13 protein-coding genes are annotated in these 16042 nt (G+C 61.3%); 5 read left to right on the top strand and 8 right to left on the bottom strand.

What is annotated here, in order from left to right; genetic code table 11:
* Window positions 1–110: 110 nt before the first annotated feature.
* The gene (locus A462_RS31270) at window positions 111–749 is read right to left on the bottom strand and encodes a TetR/AcrR family transcriptional regulator (protein WP_008430503.1); all 639 of its coding nucleotides are present in this window, start codon (window positions 747–749) and stop codon (window positions 111–113) included.
* A 92-nt stretch (window positions 750–841) separates the two neighbouring features.
* Here A462_RS31270 and A462_RS31275 point away from each other — a divergent pair, with 92 nt between their 5' ends.
* The 3 genes from A462_RS31275 to A462_RS31285 all read left to right on the top strand — a co-directional run bounded on the left by A462_RS31275 (window position 842) and on the right by A462_RS31285 (window position 5748).
* Window positions 842–1942: an efflux RND transporter periplasmic adaptor subunit gene (locus A462_RS31275; RefSeq protein WP_003219359.1), complete on the top strand. Its 1101-nt coding sequence runs from the start codon at window positions 842–844 to the stop codon at window positions 1940–1942.
* A 6-nt stretch (window positions 1943–1948) separates the two neighbouring features.
* Entirely contained in the window at window positions 1949–5014 is a 3066-nt protein-coding gene (locus tag A462_RS31280) for an efflux RND transporter permease subunit (protein ID WP_008430501.1), read from the top strand.
* A 542-nt stretch (window positions 5015–5556) separates the two neighbouring features.
* Window positions 5557–5748, top strand: a complete 192-nt coding sequence (locus A462_RS31285; RefSeq protein ID WP_008430499.1) for a hypothetical protein — start codon at window positions 5557–5559, stop codon at window positions 5746–5748.
* Between the two features lie 48 nt (window positions 5749–5796).
* On the opposite strand, the gene A462_RS31290 is transcribed toward A462_RS31285, so the two are convergent.
* From A462_RS31290 to plsB, 3 genes are read right to left on the bottom strand one after another with little or no spacing between them, the layout of a single operon-like run.
* A complete protein-coding gene (locus tag A462_RS31290; protein WP_003219356.1) occupies window positions 5797–6486 on the bottom strand; it encodes a DUF4197 domain-containing protein in 690 nt (229 codons plus the stop codon).
* A 28-nt stretch (window positions 6487–6514) separates the two neighbouring features.
* A complete protein-coding gene (locus tag A462_RS31295) occupies window positions 6515–6916 on the bottom strand; it encodes a YbaY family lipoprotein (RefSeq protein WP_003219355.1) in 402 nt (133 codons plus the stop codon).
* A gap of 51 nt (window positions 6917–6967) precedes the next feature.
* Complete coding sequence (gene plsB, locus A462_RS31300; RefSeq protein WP_008430494.1) at window positions 6968–9472, bottom strand: glycerol-3-phosphate 1-O-acyltransferase PlsB; 2505 nt, start codon at window positions 9470–9472, stop codon at window positions 6968–6970.
* A 196-nt stretch (window positions 9473–9668) separates the two neighbouring features.
* On the opposite strand from plsB, the gene A462_RS31305 reads away from it, so the two are divergent.
* Window positions 9669–9878 carry a cold-shock protein gene (locus A462_RS31305; RefSeq protein ID WP_003219353.1) on the top strand — a complete coding sequence of 70 codons (210 nt, stop codon included), beginning with the start codon at window positions 9669–9671 and terminating at the stop codon, window positions 9876–9878.
* 122 nt (window positions 9879–10000) lie between these two features.
* Here A462_RS31305 and A462_RS31310 read toward each other — a convergent pair whose 3' ends face one another.
* The 4 genes from A462_RS31310 to A462_RS31325 all read right to left on the bottom strand — a co-directional run bounded on the left by A462_RS31310 (window position 10001) and on the right by A462_RS31325 (window position 15244).
* Window positions 10001–10378 carry a hypothetical protein gene (locus A462_RS31310; RefSeq protein ID WP_008430491.1) on the bottom strand — a complete coding sequence of 126 codons (378 nt, stop codon included), beginning with the start codon at window positions 10376–10378 and terminating at the stop codon, window positions 10001–10003.
* 77 nt (window positions 10379–10455) lie between these two features.
* Complete coding sequence (locus A462_RS31315) at window positions 10456–11265, bottom strand: putative RNA methyltransferase (protein WP_008430489.1); 810 nt, start codon at window positions 11263–11265, stop codon at window positions 10456–10458.
* Window positions 11265–12416: a succinyl-diaminopimelate desuccinylase gene (gene dapE, locus A462_RS31320; RefSeq protein ID WP_008430488.1), complete on the bottom strand. Its 1152-nt coding sequence runs from the start codon at window positions 12414–12416 to the stop codon at window positions 11265–11267. Before dapE ends, A462_RS31315 begins: the two co-directional genes overlap by 1 nt.
* A gap of 236 nt (window positions 12417–12652) precedes the next feature.
* On the bottom strand, window positions 12653–15244 hold the full coding sequence (locus A462_RS31325) for a glycosyltransferase (protein ID WP_003219347.1): 2592 nt from the start codon (window positions 15242–15244) through the stop codon (window positions 12653–12655).
* Window positions 15245–15457: 213 nt separating this feature from the next.
* Here A462_RS31325 and A462_RS31330 point away from each other — a divergent pair.
* A partial coding sequence (locus A462_RS31330; RefSeq protein ID WP_008430487.1) for a tRNA threonylcarbamoyladenosine dehydratase occupies window positions 15458–16042 on the top strand: 585 nt, incomplete at its 3' end.

Here is a 16042-nt window from a genome sequence, read left to right as displayed (position 1 = left end):
CGAGTGGTGGGGCAAGAGCGTTTTGCTTACTTTTGCGCTGTTCAAAAGTGAGCCGCTGTAAGAGCGGAACCCTAAGTGGCCGTTACCTAAATAACGGATATGTACTCAGTTCAAAAAGCCCGATAAGCCCGCATAAACAGCCCCACAACCTCCTGCACATGCTCCTCGGCCGCCTCAGCGCTCAGTTGCCCCCCACACCCATACAACAAACAAAAATTCGCCGTCCCCTTGAGCAAGCAAAAAAAATGCTCCGCCGCGGTGAACGGCTTGGCAATACGCAATGCGCCACTCTGGTCGATCTTACCGAGCAGCCGCTCCATCCCCTGCAACATACGCATCGGCCCAGCCTCGAAAAAGATCTGCGACAACTTCGGATCCTGACTCCCGGAAGTCATCATCAACCGATGCAGGTTCACCGACTCCTCGCTATTGATCAGCACATGAAACCCGCGGGCGATATTGAGCAGCACCTTCTCCACCGGCACACCCTCGGGCAGCTCGAAATACATCACCGGTAACTGCTCTTCGCACTTGGCAACCACCGCTGCCGAGAACAGCGTCTCCTTGTCGGTGAAATGGCTGTACACCGTCAGCTTCGACACCCCGGCCTCCACTGCCACGGCATCCATGCTGGTACTGGCATACCCATTACTCAAAAACAGGATCTTCGCCGCATCAAGAATCGCCTGGCGTTTTGCCATGTCCTTGGGACGCCCGGGGCTATTGGTGTTTACAGGATTGTCGGACATTTTCACTTTATTACTGGACTGGTGAGTTTGGTATTAATAACATACTGGCCAGTATAATTATTCCTAGCACCATTAGCGAAAGGTCCTTCAGCATGCGCAGCTATTTCCTGCCACTCGCGTTGCCTGCCAGCTTGTTATTCCTGTTGGCTGCCTGTGGCCATGAAGAAGCGGCGCAAACCACCGTCCGCCCGGCCATGGTGGTTCAGCCAGAGCCTTCGGCGCAGGCTTCCGACAGCTACCCGGGCGAGGTGCGTGCACGCTATGAACCCGACCTGGCCTTTCGCATTGGCGGCAAAGTCAGCCGACGACTGGTGGAGGAGGGCGAGCGCGTCAAGGCCAACCAGCCCCTGGCCGAACTCGACCCTCAGGACGTACGCCTGCAACTGGAAGCCACCCGCGCCCAGGTCGCCGCTGCCGACGCCAACTTGAGCCTGGTGCGCGCCGAGCGTGACCGCTACAAGACCCTGATGGACCGTCAGATGGTCAGCCGCTCCCAGTACGACAACTCCGAAAACCTCTACCGCTCCGGTGAAGCACGCCTCAAGCAGATCAAGGCCGAATTCGACGTGGCCAATAACCAGGCCGGTTACGCCGTGTTGCGCGCACCCCAGGATGGCGTGGTCGCCAAGCGTGCAGTGGAAGTCGGCCAGGTGGTGTCGGCCGGCCAGACCGTATTCACCCTGGCCACCGATGGCGAGCGGGAGGTGTTGATCAGCCTGCCGGAGCAAAGCTTCGGGCGTTTCAAGATTGGCCAGCCGGTGTCCGTGGAACTGTGGAGCCAGCCCGACCAACGCTTCAACGGCCGCATCCGCGAACTGTCGCCGGCTGCCGATCCAAAGTCGCGAACCTTCGCCGCCCGCGTCGCGTTTACCGGCGGCAAAGTGCCTGCGGAACTGGGGCAGAGCGCTCGCGTCTTCATCCAGGCTGACGGGGTGATTCCCCTGGCGGTGCCGCTGTCTGCCCTGAGTGCGGAGAACGGCGCGTCCTACGTCTGGGTGGTGCAGCCCGACAATACCCTCAAGCGCACACCGGTGCGGATCGGCGCCTTTGGCGAGAAAACCGTGCCGGTGCTGGAAGGCTTGAACCCCACTGATTGGGTGATCGCCGCCGGTGTGCATGTACTCCATGAGGGCCAGCAAGTGCGCCCGGTGGATCGCGCCAATCGAGTGGTAAGTCTGGCGGCCAAGGAGTAGTCCCCGATGGGTTTCAATCTTTCCGAATGGGCGTTGCGTAATCGCCAGATCGTACTGTTCCTGATGATCCTGCTGGCAGTGGTCGGCACCTTGTCCTACACCAAGCTGGGACAAAGCGAAGACCCGCCGTTTACCTTCAAGGCCATGGTGATCAAGACCAACTGGCCAGGCGCCACGGCCCAGGAAGTGTCGCGCCAGGTCACCGAGCGTATTGAAAAGAAATTGATGGAGACCGGCGACTACGAGCGCATCGTCTCCTTCTCGCGGCCCGGTGAATCCCAGGTCACCTTCATGGCCCGGGACTCGATGCACTCCGCAGAGATCCCGGACCTCTGGTACCAGGTGCGCAAGAAAATCAGCGATATTCGCCAGACCCTGCCACCGGATATCCAGGGCCCGTTTTTCAACGATGAATTCGGCACCACCTTCGGCAATATCTACGCCCTGACCGGCGATGGCTTTGACTACGCCGTGCTCAAGGACTACGCCGACCGCATCCAGATTCAGCTGCAACGGGTGCCGGATGTCGGCAAGGTCGAACTGCTGGGCTTGCAGGACGAGAAGATCTGGATCGAGCTGTCCAACCTCAAGCTCGCCACCCTCGGCCTGCCGCTGGCGGCCGTGCAGCAGGCGTTGCAGGAACAGAACGCGGTGTCCACCGCCGGCTTCTTTGAAACCCCGAGCGAGCGCGTGCAGTTAAGGGTGTCCGGCAACTTCAAGACCGTTAAGGAGATTCGCGACTTCCCGATCCGCGTCGGTGATCGTACGTTCCGTATCGGTGACGTGGCCGAGATTCATCGTGGCTTCAACGATCCACCGGCACCGCGCATGCGCTACATGGGCGCCGACGCCATCGGGCTGGCCGTGGCCATGCGTGATGGTGGCGACATCCTGGTGCTGGGCAGGGCCCTGGAAGGCGAATTCGCACGCCTGCAGAAGAACCTTCCTGCCGGTATGGAACTGCGCAAGGTGTCGGACCAGCCGGCAGCGGTAAAAACCAGTGTCGGCGAATTCGTCCAGGTGCTCGCCGAGGCCCTGGCGATTGTGCTGCTGGTGAGCTTTTTCTCTCTGGGCGTGCGCACCGGCATGGTGGTCGCCCTGGCGATTCCGCTGGTGTTGGCCATGACGTTTGCCACCATGTATTACCTCGGCATCGGCCTGCACAAAATCTCCCTCGGCGCGCTGGTGCTGGCGCTGGGCTTGCTGGTGGACGATGCGATCATCGCCGTGGAAATGATGGCGATCAAAATGGAGCAAGGGTACGACCGGCTCAAGGCCGCCAGTTTCGCCTGGACCAGCACAGCCTTCCCGATGCTCACCGGCACCCTGATCACGGCCGCGGGTTTCCTGCCGATTGCCACGGCGCAATCGAGCACCGGTGAATACACCCGCTCGATCTTCCAGGTGGTGACCATTGCGCTGCTGGCCTCGTGGGTCGCCGCCGTGATGTTCGTGCCGTACCTGGGGGAAAAACTCCTGCCGGACCTGGCGAAGATTCATGCGGCCAAGCATGGCACCGATGGGCCGGATCCCTACGGCACACCCTTCTATCAGCGCGTAAGACGCCTGGTGGAATGGTGCGTGCGTCGGCGCAAGACGGTGATCGTCCTGACCTTGCTGCTGTTTATCGGCTCGGTGGCGGTGTTCCGCTTTGTGCCCCAGCAGTTCTTCCCGGCTTCCGGGCGACTGGAACTGATGGTCGACCTGAAACTGGCTGAAGGCGCGTCCCTGAGCAATACGGCTGACCAGGTCAAACGCCTTGAAGCCTTGCTCAAGGAACATGCAGGTATTGAAAATTATGTGGCCTATGTCGGTACCGGTTCGCCACGTTTCTACCTGCCGCTGGACCAGCAACTGCCGGCCGCCAGCTTTGCCCAGTTTGTGGTGTTGGCCAAGACCATCGAGGAGCGCGAAAGCTTGCGCACCTGGCTGATCGAAACCCTCAACGAACAATTCCCGGACCTGCGTTCGCGGGTTACGCGGCTTGAAAACGGCCCGCCGGTTGGCTACCCCGTGCAGTTCCGGGTAACGGGCGAGCACATCGAAGAAGTCCGGGCCCTGGCGCGGAAAGTGGCGGCCAAGGTTCGCGAAAATACCCACGTGGTCAACGTGCACCTGGACTGGGAAGAACCGAGCAAGATCGTCTACCTCAACGTTGACCAGGACCGCGCCCGTGCCCTCGGCGTGAGCACCGCCAACCTGTCGAAATTCCTCCAGAGTTCCCTCACGGGCTCCAGCGTCAGCCAGTACCGCGAGGACAACGAGTTGATCGAAATCCTGCTGCGCGGCACGGTGCATGAGCGCACCGAGCTGTCGCTGCTGCCAAGCCTGGCGGTGCCGACCGACAACGGCAAGAGCGTGGCGCTGTCGCAGATCGCGACCCTGGAATACGGCTTTGAGGAAGGCATCATCTGGCACCGTAATCGCCTGCCGACCGTGACCGTTCGCGCCGATATCTACGGCAAGGAACAACCGGCCACCCTGGTGCAGCAGATCCTGCCGACCCTCGAAGGCGTGCGTGCTGAACTGCCGGACGGCTACCTGCTGGAAGTTGGCGGCACGGTCGAGGATTCCGCCCGTGGGCAGAACTCGGTCAAGGCCGGTGTGCCGCTGTTTATCGTGGTGGTGCTGACCTTGCTGATGCTGCAATTGCGCAGCTTCTCCCGCACCGCGATGGTGTTTCTCACGGCGCCCTTGGGCCTGATCGGGGTGACACTGTTCCTGCTGGTATTCCGCCAGCCCTTTGGGTTCGTGGCGATGCTGGGGACCATCGCGCTGTCGGGGATGATCATGCGTAACTCGGTGATCCTGGTGGACCAGATCGAGCAGGACATCAAGGCCGGCCTGGCTCCCTGGCAGGCGATTATCGAGGCGACCGTGCGGCGCTTCCGGCCGATTGTGCTGACGGCGCTGGCGGCCGTACTGGCGATGATCCCGCTGTCCCGCAGCGTGTTCTTCGGGCCGATGGCCGTGGCGATCATGGGCGGCTTGATTGTTGCGACGGCATTGACCCTGTTGTTCCTGCCCGCGCTTTATGCGGCGTGGTTTCGGGTGCGCAAGGAGGCGGTGTAAGGCTGCGAGTGGCAGGGGTGTCCTGTAAGGAAATGCCTCTGGTCATTCACACATAGACGCAAACTGCGACCCTGGGCGACGGAACGTTTGCCCGTGGTGCTCCACTCAGAATTGTCTGATTGACAGACGTCGTTGTCGGGGCCGCAAGCCTGCGGTCCCGATGAACAACAATGAGTTCATGGAGTGTCATATGTTTATTTTGTCTGCCCTGGCAGCTTTCAAAGGTGCTTTCCTGGGGTCACTGCTGGGCAATCTGTTGCCTGGTTCCAATAAAGAAGCTGATACGGCGCGACCGCACAAGCCCGGCCATGGACGGCCCGGTTTCAACCACGGCCATCACTCCCGACCAACGGGGCCTGTCCTGCCTGCGCGGCCCAAGCCGTATCACCAGGCGCCGGTGCATGAGGCCCACCAACCCTACCAGAGGTCATCGGCACTCTTTCCGATCCATCGATAGCCGCTGACTCGAGGCAGCCCGGGAACCACTCGGGCTGCCTTGCCACTCAGAGGGGGCTTTTGACCATAGATATCGAGGAGTGTGTATGATTTTTCCAGTACTGGTTTCACCACTGCACCTGTTGGGGGCTGTATTTGGAATAGGGCCGAATTTCGGTCGGTCCAATGGCAATGGCCAGCCCGAGATCAACATTAATATCAAAACCGAAAACAACACCACCAACAGCAGCAACAGCAATGCCGTGGGTAGTGATTTGCCTTGCAAGTGCCGCTATTAAAAAAAACGCCCTGAATAGTTCAGGGCGTTTTTAGTTGCCGGGTATGGTCTACAGCGCGCCGAACACCTTCTTGGCCAAGCTGGTGGCAGCCGCCGCCGGGTTCTTGCGAATGGTTTCTTCCTGCTGGGCGATCATCTTGAACAGCCCGTCCAGCGCCTGTTCGGTCACGTAGCTTTCGACATTGGCGCTCTTGGCATCAATGGCGCCAAAGGTGGCGGCCTTGCCGGCGAGCGCGTTGTACTGCTGGGCCACGCCGACCTTGTCGGTAGCGGCCTTGACGATCGGCAGGAACTTGGCCCGGATCTCGTCACGGCTGCTTTTGTTCAGGTACTGGGTGGCCGAGTCCTGGCCGCCGGTGAGGATGCCCTTGGCATCGGTCACGCTCATGTTTTTCACCGCGTTTACCAGGATCGGCTGGGCCTGGGTGACAGCAGACTCGGCCGCCTTGTTCATGCTGGTTTCAAGTTGCGTGACCTGGTCACCCATGCCGAACATTTTCAACTTGTCAGCGACTTTGCCCAACTTGCCCGGCAGGCCGATCTTCACTTCGGGGTTGTTGCTGAAACCACCGGGCACACCCAGTTGTTTCACGGCAATCTGTGCGCCTTGGGTCAGTGCATCCTTGAGGCCGCCGGTGGCGTCGCCCTGGGACAGGCTGCCGAGGGACAAGGCCATGGCGTTGGCACCGAGCAGCAAGCCGGCGCACAGGGCAGTGAGGCGAAGGGAGTTACGGAGCATGGGCGCTTCCTTATGTTCGATATTTTAATCAGTGTGCAACCGCATCCACGCGCAGGCGCAGCGGTTGTGGGTCCTGGCCGTTCAACTGCACGGAGTGCCGTTCGGTGGTGATAAACAGTAGCTTGCCCTCCAGTTCGATGCGAGCGCTTACCGAGTAACTGTGGCCAGGCTTGACCTGGGTCGGGTCGTAGCTCAGGTGAAAGGGCAGCGGCACCTGGCCTTTCACCGGGCCTTTCTGCTCGGCCAGGGTCACGGCCGGGGCATCCATCAAGGACACATCCTGCAGGGTCACACTCAAGGTGGCGGCGGGCGGCAGGGCGATGCGTTGCAGGTAGAACACTTCGCCATCGAGGCTGGCTTTGGGCGCGGGGCTCATGGTCTGGCAGGCTCCCAGCAGGGCGGTCAGGCCCAGGAGGATGATTTTTTTCATGGTGCAGCTCCTTGTCAACGGCGCCAGAAACACCCTGGCGCCTCGGTCACTCTAGTGTGTTTCTTCGGGTACCACAGGCTGGTCTGGCGCCTCTTCGCTGCGATGCAGTGCGACCTGGCGAATCGACAGGCGAATCTCCGCGGGCAATACGCGTTTGGCTGCACCTTCGGCCAGCTCACCCAGCAGCGGGTGATAGCTCAGTTTGCCGGCCTCGTCGCGACGCAGCACATCTTGCTCCAGCAGGGTCTGGATAAAATGTCGGAAAAGGCTCTTGTCGAAGAACTCCGGGGCATTCAGGCCGTGCAGGATCGACAGGCGCTGGGCCATGACCGTGCACAGGTCTTCCAGCTCTTCGGCGCTGATGCTGTTCTGGCCGCTGTTGAGCAGCAGCGAGATCGCCATGTAGAAGCGTTGCAGGGTCTGGGCGATGCTCTTGGACAGCAGGGTCAACAGCACAAACTGCCGTGAGCTCGGCGCCGGGCGCAGGTACACGTCGTTTTCAAAACGCAGCAGGCCTTGTTCGACGAAGGCGTCCAGCCACTGGTCGACCACAGCATCCAGCTCGTCCAGGGACCAGCGGATAAACAGCTCCGATTGCAGGTACGGGTAGAGCGCACGGGTATAGCGCAGGATCTGTTCGCGGCTCATCCGCGAGCTGCTCTGGAAGAAACTTGCCAGCAGCGCCGGCAGGGCGAAGATGTGTAGCACGTTGTTGCGGTAGTAGGTCATCAGGACGGCGTTCTGCTCGTCCAGGTAGAGGATCTTGCCCAGTGCATCGCTCTGTTCCGACAGCAGGTCCATGTCCTTGACGTGCTTGATCAGCGCCAGGCCGTCGCCTTCCGGCAGGGTGGTGTGGGGCGAGTAGGGCACCTTGCGCAGCAGTGCCAGGTACAGATCCAGCTGGCGCGCCATCGCCTGTTCGTCCAGGGCCAGGCGGGTGGTGGACAGCAGCGCGAGGGCCACCAGGTTCACCGGATTGATCGCCGCCGCTTCGTTCAAGTGTTGCGCCACCCGTTCGCCGAGGCGGTTGGTGGTTTCGTTGAGCCACGCCGGCTTGTAGTTCGGGCCCAGCTCCTGGGAGCGCCAGTCGGGCTGCTCGCTGTCGAGGAATTCAGCCAGCTTGATCGGTTCGCCGAAGTTCACGGCGACCTGGCCAAAGCGCTGCTTGAGGGCGCCGACCACTTTGAAAATATCGAAAATCGACTCTTTCTTCTTGCTCGCACCGCGCAGTTCGCCCAGGTAAGTGCGGCCTTCCAGCACCCGCTCATAGCCGATGTACACCGGCACGAACACGATGGGCATGCGCGAGGAACGCAGGAAGCTGCGCAGGGTGATCGCCAGCATCCCGGTCTTCGGTTGCAGCATGCGCCCGGTGCGCGAGCGTCCGCCTTCGACGAAGTATTCCACCGGGAAACCCTTGGTGAACAAGGTGTGCAGGTATTCGTTGAACACCGAGGTGTACAGCGGGTTGCCCTTGAAAGTACGGCGCATGAAAAACGCCCCGCCACGGCGCAACAGGCTGCCGATCACCGGCATGTTCAGGTTGATCCCGGCGGCGATGTGCGGCGGGGTCAAGCCATTCTTGAACAGGAGATAGGAGAGCAGCAGGTAGTCGATATGGCTGCGATGGCACGGTACATAGATCACCTCGTAGCCCTGGGCGACCTTTTGCACACCTTCGATGTTGTTGACCTTGATGCCGTCGTAGATCTTGTTCCAGAACCAGCTCAGCACCACTTCGAGGAAACGGATGGCGGTGTAGGTGTAGTCCGAGGCGATCTCGTTGCCATAGCGCAGAGCCTGGGCCTTGGCTTTCTCGGGGGTGATTTTCTCGCGTTCGGCCTCGTCGAGGATCGCCTGGCGTACCAGTGGCATGTTCACCAGGCCCTTCACCAGGTTGCGCCGGTGGGACAGGTCGGGGCCGATCACTGCGGTTTTCAGGTTGCGAAAGTGCACCCGCAGGATGCGTTGGGCCATGCGCACGGTGCGTTCGTGGCCTTTATTGTGCTCGATCAACTCACGCAGGTTGATGGGCGCGGAGAATTGCACCCGGGTCTTGCGGCCCAGGATCAGGATGCTCAGCAGCCGGCGCAGGCGGCCGGTGACGGCCCAGCTGTCGGCGAACAGCAGTTTCCAGGGGCTGGACTCGCTGTCGGGCGACTGGCCCCAGAACACGCTGACTGGAATGATCTGTGCATTCTCTTCGGCGTGTTCGGTGAGCACATCCACCAGGCGGGTCAGGGTGGGTGGGGCCCCACGCTTGTCCTGGCGCCCCAGCCAGTCGGGGTCGGGCGTCAGGTAGAAGAAGGCTGCCGGCTCCATCAGCGGGCCGACCGACACCGGCAGCACCGGGCGCGGCAGGCCGGCCTTGGTACATTCGGTATCAACCACCGCCAATTCGGTGAGGGATGGAGATTGCAGGACGTAAAACACCGGACGGCTGCGGTCGAGGTTCAAGGTAAGGGACGACTGGTTGATCGTCTCTGAGCGAACCCAGAGGTACAACAGCCGGCGCAAGGTGCCAAATACCAGACGGCGAAAGGGAGAACGGGTCATACGGCTTCTGCTTTGAGTGGGGAAATAAACCGGGCAGGTGCTCGGGGCGCTAGTGTGCAGTATTAGCCGAAAATCGGCAAAAAAGCGGCGAAGTAATCTTGAGTTGAAGCTTTTTGAGCCTGTCTTATACTCGGCAGTTCAACTGCGACGACTCAACAATAAACGTACTTATAAAAAGCATGTGGGAGCAAAACAGATGGCAACGCGCGAAACCGGCAATGTGAAGTGGTTCAACGACGCCAAGGGCTATGGCTTTATCCAGCGGGAAGATGGCAAGGATGTGTTTGTGCACTACCGCGCCATTCGCGGTGAAGGGCACCGTTCATTGGCCGAAGGCCAGCAGGTGGAATACGCCGTAGTGACGGGCGAGAAGGGCTTGCAGGCTGAGGATGTGGTGGGCCTGTAACCTTGGCGTGATCGTTCCCACGCTCTGCGTGGGAATGCTTCTTTGGACGCTCCGCGTCTGCTTTTAATCGTGACGCGGAGCGTCACAGGTTGCATTCCCACGCAGAGCGTGGGAACGATCCCTCAGGTTGTTTTCCAGGTGATCTGCTCTTCACCGTCGGCGCTGATACGAATCCAGGTATCCGCGCTTTCTTCACCTTCTTCCTCTACCCAGCTGCCCGGCGCGCAACGCACTTCGACGTTCAGCGCGGCAAAGGCTGCGCGGGCGCAGGCGATGTCGTCTTCCCACGGGGTCTGGTCGCTTTCCAGGTACAGGCTGTTCCATTTGCCTACGGCTTTCGGCAGCCAGGTGACCGGTACGCTGCCGGCTTTGCACTTGTAGGTCTGGCCGCGCTGGACCCAGTCGGTGCACGGGCCCAGGGCGGCGCCCAACCAGGCGGCGATGGCCTTGTGGTCGACGTCGGCGTCCTTGAGGTAAATCTCGATATCAGGTTGGCGCATGGATGTTCCTCGTTGCGGGATTTTGAAAATCCATTCGCGGATTCGGTGTGGGCCCCGAGGCCCACAAAAATAATGGGTTATTGAAGCACGAAATAGTCGTAGCGCATCGACACAGTGACCAGCAGCGGTTCGGCGGCTTCGATCACCCGGGCCCGGCGTTCGGCACTGGCGCGCCAGCCGTGGGGCGTCATCGCCAGCAGGTTGGCGCGATCCTTGGGATCGGCCAGGCTGAGCTTGAACTCCAGGGTTTCGCTGTGTTGCAGGCTCATGCCCTGCGGCACCAGCGCCAGGTGCTTGTCGTCGGTGTACTCGCGCACTTCGTCGTACAAACGCTCACGCAGCTCCATCAGGTGGCCGCGGGTCGGGCCGACTTTCATCAAACCACCACCCGGGCTGAGCAGGCGCTTGGCCTCCAGCCAGTCCAGTGGGCTGAACACGCTGGCCAGGAACTGGCAACTGGCATCGGCCAACGGCACCCGGGCCATGCTGGCGATCAACCAGGTCACCGTGGGGTTGCGCTTGCAGGCGCGCTTGACCGCTTCCCTGGAAATATCCAGGGCATAACCATCGGCGCGCAGCAGGGCGTCGGCGATCTGTGCGGTGTAGTAACCCTCGCCACAGCCAATATCCAGCCAGCGCTGGGGTTTGCGTTCAGCGGCCAGTTCGGCCAGGCGCCTGGCCACCGGGGCGTAATGCCCGGCGTTGAGGAAGTCGCGGCGCGCTTCCACCATCGCCAGGTTGTCGCCCGGGTCACGGCTGTTCTTGTGCTGCACCGGCAACAGGTTCAGGTAACCCTGGCGCGCCCGGTCGAAACGGTGCCCGGCCGGGCAGGCTACGCCGTTGTCCACTTCATGTAGTGGTGCGCTGCAAATGGGGCAAGCGAGCATCAGGCGAGCAACTTGATCAGGGTCTGGTAGTAGATTTCGGTCAGCACATCGAGGTCGCTGGCGAGGATGCGCTCGTTGACCTGATGGATCGTCGCGTTGACCGGGCCCAGCTCCACCACCTGAGTGCCGAGGGTCGCGATGAAGCGCCCATCGGAGGTGCCGCCGCTGGTGGACGCCTGGGTCTCGCGACCGGTGACGGCCTTGATGCTGGCGGAGACCGCATCGAGCAACGCGCCCGGTTCGGTGAGGAACGGCAGGCCCGACAGCGCCCACTCCACATGCCAGTCCAGGCCATGCTTGTCGAGAATCGCCGCGACCCGCTGCTGCAGGCCTTCGACGGTGGACTCGGTGGAGAAGCGGAAGTTGAACACCGCCGTCAGGTCGCCCGGGATCACGTTGGTGGCGCCGGTGCCGGAGTTGAGGTTGGAAATCTGGAAGCTGGTAGGCGGGAAGAAGGTGTTGCCATCGTCCCAGTGCTCGGCGGCCAGTTCGGCCAGGGCCGGAGCCGCCAGGTGGATCGGGTTCTTCGCCAGGTGCGGGTAGGCCACATGGCCTTGCACGCCGCGCACGGTCAGGGTGGCGCCGAGGGAGCCGCGACGGCCGTTCTTGACCACGTCGCCCACCAGGGTGGTGCTCGACGGTTCGCCGACGATGCACCAGTCCAGGCGCTCCTTGCGGGCTGCCAGGCGTTCGATCACGGCCTTGGTGCCGTGGTGCGCCGGGCCTTCTTCGTCACTGGTGATCAGGAAAGCCACCGAACCCTTGTGGTCCGGGTAGTCCGTCACGAAGCGCTCGGAAGCGACCAGCATCGCCGCCAGGCTGCCTTTCATGTCGGCTGCGCCACGGCCGCAGAGCATGCCGTTTTCATCGATCAGCGCGTCGAACGGGTCGTTCTGCCAGGCCTTGACCGGGCCGGTCGGCACCACGTCGGTGTGGCCGGCGAAGCACAATACCGGGCCTTCGTGTTTGCCGTGGGTGGCCCAGAAGTTATCCACATCCTCGATGCGCATCGGCTCAAGCGCAAAACCGGCGTCGCCCAGGCGCTGCATCATCAGCTTCTGGCAATCGGCGTCGACCGGCGTCACCGACGGGCGGCGGATCAGGTCGATAGCGAGTTGGAGGGTCGGCGAAAGGTCGGCGTGGGCCGTCATGTAAAAACTCCAGAAGCATGTCAGGGCGCAAGGCTTATGTGGGAGGGGGCTTGTGTGGGAGCGGGCTTGCTCGCGAATACGGAGTGTCAGTCAACAATGTATGAACTGACCCGGCGCATTCGCGAGCAAGCCCGCTCCCACACAAAGCAATGGCCTGGGCCAAGTCTCACAAAATGGCCGTTATCTTATAGCAAAACGGCGGCCAGAGGCCGCCGTTTAGTGCATTGCGCAGGATTTTAAGCAGCGGCCACAGGCTCTTGCTTCGGTGCCGGTTTCGGCAGCGACGACAGGAACGCCATGATCAGCGCCGCCACATACGGCAGCGACTGCACCAGCAACATCACCACCCAGAAGCGCATGTCATTGCTCGGCAGGCCCTGCACCAGGTAAATCCCCAGTGCCGCACCCCACAACAGCAGCATGATGAACATCTCTTCCCGGGCTTCGGAGATCGCCACCCAGAAACCGTGGTTATCGGCGTTCTTCGGTGTACGGAAGAACGGAATGCTGGTGGTGAAGAACCCGTACAGCACCGCCTTGGCGATGGTGTGCGACAACGCCAGCCCGGCCAGTGCCGCGCAGAACGCATCTTTCAGGTTCACACCCACCGCACGACGGTAGAGGAAGATGATCTTGCCGACCTTGAACACGAACAACGCCAGTGGCGGGATCGCGAAAATCAGCAGCGGCGGGTCAACCCGCGTCGGCACGATAATCATCGCCGCCGACCACAACAAGGCGCCCACGGTGAAGAAGATGTTCATGCCGTCGGCCACCCACGGCAACCACCCCGCGAGGAAGTGGTAGCGCTGGCCACGGGTCAGCTCGGTGTCCTTGCCGCGCAAGAGGCTCGCAGTGTGGCGCTTGATGATCTGGATCGCGCCGTAGGCCCAGCGGAAACGCTGTTTCTTGAAGTCGATAAAGGTATCGGGCATCAGGCCCTTGCCGTAGCTGTCGTGGTAGTACGCCGCCGACAGGCCCTTCTCGAAGACCCGCAGGCCCAGCTCGGCATCCTCACAGATGCACCAGTCGGCCCAGCCCAGCTCTTCCAGCACCGAGCGACGGGTCATGGTCATGGTGCCGTGCTGGATGATCGCGTCACGGTCGTTGCGGGTGACCATGCCGATATGGAAGAAGCCTTTGTATTCCGCGTAGCAGAGCTTCTTGAAGGTGCTTTCGTTCTGGTCGCGATAATCCTGTGGCGACTGCACCACGGCGATTTTCGGGTCGGCGAAGTGCGGCACCATGTGCTTGAGCCAGTTTGGCGACACGCAGTAATCGGAGTCGATCACCGCGATCACTTCGGCATCCTTGGCGGTGTGCGGGATCAGGTAGTTCAGTGCGCCGCCCTTGAAACCGGCCAGGGGCGAGACGTGGAAGAACTTGAAGCGCGGGCCGAGGGTTTCGCAGTAGTCGCGCACCGGCTCCCACACGGCCGGGTCCTTGGTGTTGTTGTCGATGATCAGGACTTCGTAGTCCGGATAATCGAGGGCGGCCAGGGCGTCGAGGGTCTGTTTGACCATCTCCGGCGGCTCGTTGTAGCACGGCACGTGGATCGAGACTTTCGGGCGGTAGTCCGAATCCCCTTCAACCGGCAGGAATTCACGCCGGCGTTTGTGGGTCCAGACTGCTTCGGCCAGCTCATGGGCTTCAGTCAGCAACACGATAAATACGCCCAGGGCGCCGAGTGCCAGCAGGAAGCCCACCGTCAAGCTGAACCAGGTGCTGTATTGCTGGCTGTAGTCATAACCGATCCACACCAATACCGACCCGCACAGGAACGCGATAAAGGTCAGGAACGTACGGCCGCGCTGGCGCAGGGCCGAGCCGTCGATCATCAGCAGGGTCAGGGACAGCAGCGCAAGCACCACCGAGCCGATCGCCAGCACTCGCCATTGCGGAATCGCGACCACCGGGCCATCAAAGTTGAATTTCTGCTGGCGTGCGGCGTTGAACACGCCCCAATAGGCCCCTACAGAGCCTTCGTCGCTGGCTTTCCATGGCTGGTCAAACGCTTCGATCACGAAGTAGTTGTAGCCCTGGCGGTTCAGCGTGTTAACCAGCGTGCGCAGGTAAATCGCTTGGTCGGCGGGGGAGGCGTCAGCACCGCCACGCATCCGGCCGTTGCTCGGCCAGCCAACCTCCGACAGCAACAGCGGCTTTTTCGGGAAGGTCTTCTTCAGGTCCCGTGCGCGATCGAGGACGAACTGGCCGGCCTTGTCCACCGGGATATGTTCCCAGTACGGCAGGATGTGCGCGGCGATCAGGTCGACGTGCTTGGCCAGTTGCGGGTTGTGTTCCCAGATGTGCCATTGCTCGGAGGTGGTTACGGGCACCTTGACGGCGGCCCGTACCCGATCCAGCAGCACGATCAGCGCTTCCGGAGTGATTTCCTCGCGGAACAGCGCCTCGTTGCCCACCACTACCCGCACTACGCTGCGGGAGCTGTTGGCGATTTCGATGGCGCGCTGGATCTCGCGCTCGTTGCGCTCAAGGTCCGGACTGATCCAGATCCCCAGGGTCACCCGCAGGCCGAATTCTTCCGCCAGCTTGGGGATATCCCCCAGGGTGCCGTCGACCGAGTAGGTACGGATGTTGTCCGTCAGCTTGCTCATGATCGCAAGGTCCTGACGCATTTGATCGTCGGTCGGATACTGGTCTTTCTGTGGGTACTGGCCTTGCTGGAACGGCGAGTACGAAAAACCGGAGATCTGCTCGGGCCAGTTAGGGGCATTGACCGGGCGGTTGATCAGCGCCCAGAAGCCGGTGAACAGCGCGGCAATTGCCAGCACCACCACCAGGTTGAGTCCAAATTTACGCGATGACATGGCTATTTCGGGTTCCAAAGGGTGTGGAACGAAAAGAGGTGTCGGCCTGCGCCGAACGGCGCGCATCCTACACTGGCCTTTCACCGACCGTACAGCAAGCCGGGAAAAACCGGACATTGGGCAGTGCAACTCGTCGTAAGTTCTCTTACTTGTAGCTTGTAGTTTAAAACTTGTCGCTGTGTAGCCCTATAATGCGCGCCGGTTTTTGGGGTAATGGTCATGAGTACAGAAGATCCACGGTTTGCCGGCGTCGCCCGCTTGTATGGCATTGAAGGCCTGGAGCGCCTGAAGGCGGCCCATGTGGCCATCGTCGGCGTGGGCGGGGTGGGTTCGTGGGCGGCGGAAGCCATCGCTCGCTGTGGCGTGGGCGAGATTTCGCTGTTTGACCTCGATGATGTATGCGTCAGCAACAGCAACCGCCAGCTGCATGCGCTGGACAGCACCGTGGGCAAGGCCAAGGTCGAGGTCATGGCCGAGCGCCTGAAAGGCATCAACCCGGATTGCACCGTGCACGCGGTGGCGGACTTCGTGACTCGCGAGACGATGGCCGAGTACATCACGCCCAATATCGATTGCGTGATCGACTGCATCGACAGTGTGAACGCCAAGGCCGCACTGATTGCCTGGTGCAAGCGGCGCAAGATCCAGATCATCACCACCGGCGGCGCGGGCGGGCAGATTGATCCGACGTTGATTCAGGTGTGTGACTTGAACCGTACGTTCAATGACCCGCTGGCGTCGAAGGTGCGCTCCACGTTGCGTCGCGACTATGGCTTCTCCCGCACTGTGACCCGCCAC

The organism is Pseudomonas sp. Ag1, from assembly GCF_000278565.1.
Taxonomy (GTDB): Bacteria; Pseudomonadota; Gammaproteobacteria; order Pseudomonadales; family Pseudomonadaceae; genus Aquipseudomonas.
The sequence above is the reverse complement of the archived record's forward strand: the minus strand, read 5'-3'. Positions and strand labels throughout refer to the sequence as shown.